The organism is Anaerorhabdus sp., assembly GCF_036657415.1.
Classification (GTDB): Bacteria; Bacillota_I; Bacilli_A; order Erysipelotrichales; family Erysipelotrichaceae; genus Anaerorhabdus.
The window spans coordinates 1-4,470 of record NZ_JAVXGL010000118.1; the positions used below are offsets into that span (position 1 = coordinate 1).

General features: G+C 34.3%; 5 protein-coding genes. All 5 read left to right on the plus strand.

Going from position 1 to position 4,470, the window contains the following annotated elements; genetic code table 11:
* On the plus strand, window positions 1-1,064 hold a 1,064-nt coding region (locus tag RSB60_RS10950), incomplete at its 5' end, for a dihydroxy-acid dehydratase domain-containing protein (protein ID WP_332616329.1).
* A 2-nt stretch (window positions 1,065-1,066) separates the two neighbouring features.
* A complete protein-coding gene (locus tag RSB60_RS10955; RefSeq protein WP_332616331.1) occupies window positions 1,067-1,846 on the plus strand; it encodes an SDR family NAD(P)-dependent oxidoreductase in 780 nt (259 codons plus the stop codon).
* A gap of 1 nt (window position 1,847) precedes the next feature.
* Window positions 1,848-2,801, plus strand: a complete 954-nt coding sequence (locus RSB60_RS10960) for a hypothetical protein (RefSeq protein ID WP_323382122.1) — start codon at window positions 1,848-1,850, stop codon at window positions 2,799-2,801.
* Window positions 2,802-2,804: 3 nt separating this feature from the next.
* Complete coding sequence (locus RSB60_RS10965) at window positions 2,805-4,175, plus strand: family 4 glycosyl hydrolase (RefSeq protein WP_323382121.1); 1,371 nt, start codon at window positions 2,805-2,807, stop codon at window positions 4,173-4,175.
* Between the two features lie 11 nt (window positions 4,176-4,186).
* On the plus strand, window positions 4,187-4,470 hold a 284-nt coding region (locus tag RSB60_RS10970), incomplete at its 3' end, for a hypothetical protein (RefSeq protein WP_332616334.1).

Sequence of the window (4,470 nt, forward strand, 5' to 3'; positions counted from 1 at the left end):
CACTAGGTATGGTATTAACTGGAGGAGCACTTATTCCAGCAGTTTATGCAGAAAGAACAAGAATGGCAGCTGCTTCAGGAGAAGCTATTGTCAATCTAGTAAATAAGGGCATTACAAGTCGTGACATTATAAATGAAAAATCACTTGAGAATGCAATTCGTGTATTGAATGCAACAGGTGGTTCAACCAATGGTGTATTACATCTTCTAGCCATCGCTAGAGAGTTAGGAATAAGTAGCACAGTGATGTTAGATAAATTCAAAAAAATTGGTGAATCGACACCGCTTGTTGCCAAAGTAAATCCAGCATCAAAATACAACATGGAAGATTTCTATCATGCAGGTGGTATTCCACAAGTAATGAGAGAAATTGAAGAAAAATTAAATGTTGAAGTTATGACTGTCTCTTCAAATACATTAGCAGAAGAACTAAATAAAAAAACATATGGAAAAATTAATCGTGAAGTTATTAAAACGATAGATGAACCATTCTCAACATTTGGTGGTATTGCGATTGTGGAAGGTAATTTAGCTCCTAATGGAGGAATCACAAAACCTTCAGCAATAAAAAAAGAAATGCATCTTTTTAAAGGAGTTGCGAAATGTTTCAATTCAGAAGAAGAAGCAGAAGAAGCAATCTTAGCTAAAGAAATCCAACCTAATGATGTGCTTGTTATTCGTTATGAAGGACCAAAGGGTGGACCGGGAATGCGTGAGATGTACAAAGCCATGAAGTATCTCTATGGACTTGGTTTAGCGGAGTCAACAGCAATCATTACTGATGGACGATTCTCTGGAACAAACAATGGATGTTTTGTTGGACATATTTCACCAGAAGCAAGTGAATGCGGACCTATTGCTTTGGTTGAAGATGGTGATGAAATTACAATTAATATTCCATGTGGAGAAATCACACTTCATGTCGATGATGAAACATTAAGCCAAAGAAAACAAAAATGGGTAAAACCAAAAAAAGAAATTCCATCAGGAATATTAAGGCTATATGCAAAATTAGCAAGTTCAGCAAATGAAGGAGCATCGATGGTAATCGATGAGGAGGAATAGAGTTGAAACACAGCGGTAAAGTAATAGGCATTACTGGTGCTGGTTCAGTTCAAGGAATTGGTTTTGCGATTGCAAAGAAATTATTACAAGAAGGTGCAGAAGTATTTATCTGTGACTTGAATGAACAAGCACTTATACAAGTAAAAGAAGAATTAAGCAAGTTTGGAAATGTTCAAACATTTGCCCTTGATGTCAGCAATGAAGATCAAGTAAATACAATGTTTCAAAAAGTGATGAATCAGTATGGTAAATGTGATGTCTTTATCAACAATGCGGGAATATATCCACAAGCATTCTTAAAAGATATGAGCACAAAAGATTTTGAAAAAACAATTTCAGTTAATCTTAAATCAGTATTCATATGTAGTAAGGCAGCTTTCAATTGTATGAAAGATGCAGGTGGTGTACTCATACAAGCAGCATCTTATGCAGCTTTAATACCATCTGCTGGTTCAGGTGCTTATGCAGCAAGTAAAGCAGCAGTAGTTAGTTTAACAAAAACAATGGCAGCTGAATTTGCTCCGTATGGAATTCGTGTTAATGGATTCATACCAGGAGTTATTGCGACAGGTATGACACAAGGTGTAATTAATGAAAAGAGTGATGAACTTAATCAAGCGATTGCTCTTCATCGTTTAGGAGAACCAGAAGATGTAGCAAAAGCAGTAAGTTTTCTTGCATCGGGTGAATCATCTTACATGACAGGAACATTTATTGAAGTCAGTGGCGGGAAATTGTGTGTACAAAATCCGCATGCACCATGGGTAAAAAAAGGAGCATAGAATGGAACAATTAAATATAAATATTGACTCGCTTCGTTCAATGCATCGCTTTGGTGATTGCCTTGAAGAAGCAATCAAAAAAATTGAGAGTAATACATGTGACTTTGAAGTAAAACGTGATGCAAGAGATTGCATTGGAAGACACTGGTATGGATTACGTGTAAAAGTTACTGATAAAAAAGTGGGTACAGGATTTTATCTTCATATTGGATTAATCTATTTCCCAACAACAAGAAAAGGTTTAATGGTTGAGCTGGATGAACAAAATAATCAAAATGTTTATTCAACAGTTGTGCAAAATATTCAAGCAAGAAAAGAATTTGAAATTAATCGTGATGAAAAAGAATACTTTAAATTATTTATGCCAGATCAAACATTTGAAACAATGCTAACACAATCTAAGAATGAACAAATACAAACTCTCAAAGAGTATGTACAAAATTGTGCAGAAGCAATTGTTGAGGCAGAAAGTAATGAAGGATTTTCATTCAAGATTGAGAATTTAGATAATTCAAGAAATTTAATTAATGCATTTGATACAGCTTTAAATGAAGTAAATAGTCAGCATAGTAAGGTTGTAGTGAACTACAAAGATAAAGATAACTTTGGACAATATGCAGCAGGCTTCCGTTATTATCTAAGTGATCATGATGAGAAAGAAACATATTATGCTTACTTTGGAGCAATTTATAGCTATAAGAAAAATCCAGCAGGAATCTTCGCTGAAATTGATTGGTTTTCAAATCAAAGTAATTTCGATAAAGTCTATAAGAATTTAGAGCAATCAGATAAATTTAGTTACTCAAACAATGAACCAAAATTCATCAAATTATTTATGAAAAATGAAGATGTAGAAAAGTTTAATCAATCTTCGTATGAACAACAAATGGAACAACTTAAAGAATTCTTAAAAGAATGTAATGATGCGATGGTACTCGCTGGATTGAAAGGATAGAATATGGAAAGAAAAAAAATAGTTTTAATTGGTGCAGGTAGTGCGGTATTTACAAAAGGTCTTATTGCAGACTTTATTGAATCAGGATTTGGAAAATGGGAAATTGCATTATGTGATATCAATGGTCAAATCTTAGATGGTATTACAAAGTTAGCGAAAAAGATGGTTGAACAAAAAAATGCAGATATCATAATTTCTTCATCAACAGATCGTACAGAATTATTGCCGGGTGCAGATTTCGTTGTTACAACGATTGCAGTAGGTGGACGTAGAGCGTGGGAACGTGATGTTCAAATTCCACGTAAATATGGAATCTACCAACCAGTAGGGGATTCAATTATGCCAGGAGGAATTTCAAGAGCACAACGTATGATTCCAGTGATGATTGAAATTGCGAAAGATGTAGAAAAGTATTGTCCAGATGCATACTTCTTCAACTATTCAAATCCAATGACAGCAATTGTTACAGCTGTAAGACGTGCAACAAATGTCAAAATTATTGGATTATGCCATGGAGTTATCTATGGAGAAAAATACTTAGCTAAAATGTTAGGTGTTGATGTAAAACGTTTAAAAACAGTTGGATGTGGATTGAACCATTTAACTTGGTTATATGATATTCGTGTCGATGGAAAAGATGTTCGTCAAGAATTATTGGATATTGTAGCAAAACAAAAAGAAGAAAATGAAAAGAATCCACATGTACGTAATTTCTTTAATCCATTACTAGAAGATAAAGAAATTCCAAATCATATGGATAATCCACTTTCTTGGGAATTGTTTGAAAGATATTTAGGATTACCAGCCGTTGTGGATCGTCATGCGGTAGAATTCTTCCCAGAAAGATTTCCACATGGAGAATACTATGGACACCAATTAGGTATTGATGCATTCCCAATCGAAGAAGTTATTGCACGCGGAGAAACAACATACAACAATATGTTAAATCAAGGCGAAGGTGACGAAGAAGTTGAAGCAGACTTATTCAAACGTGCAGATGGTGAACATGAACAATTAGTTGAAATGATTAAATCATTAATTTTAGATGAAAGAAAAATCTTCTCTGTGAATATTCCAAATGATGGTGCAGTAAAAGGAATCGCAGATGATGCTGTATTAGAAATTCCAGGGGTTGCGACTGGTTTAGGATTCTGTTCAATGACATGTAATGGATTTGAAGGGCCGATGAAAGATATTATTATCAAACGCTTAACTTCTGTAGATTTAACAGTTGAAGCAGCACTTAAAGGTGATAAAAAACTTTGGGCAGATGCAATGATGCTTGATGGGGCGGTAACTGATTACAAAGTAGCAGAACAATTAGTAGAAGATTTTATTGAAGAACATAAAGATTATTTACCACAATACAAATAGGAGGAGAAACTGTGAATAAAAAAGTATTAATTGTCTCTTTCTCTTTCGAACAAGAACAAGAAGCATTTGACACATTAGTGAATGCAGGTCTTGAACCAATTCTCTTAGCAGAAAAAGATCGAAAAGGATTTGATGAAGAAAAATTGATTGGCTATGTTCAATCATTAGCAGAAAAACCAAGCGGCATCATTATGGGTGCAGATATTGATTTAGGAAAGAAATTCGTTGAAGCATATCCTGAATTAAAGTACATTTCATTGAACTGTGCAGGCAGTGATCATCTTGATTTAAAAGC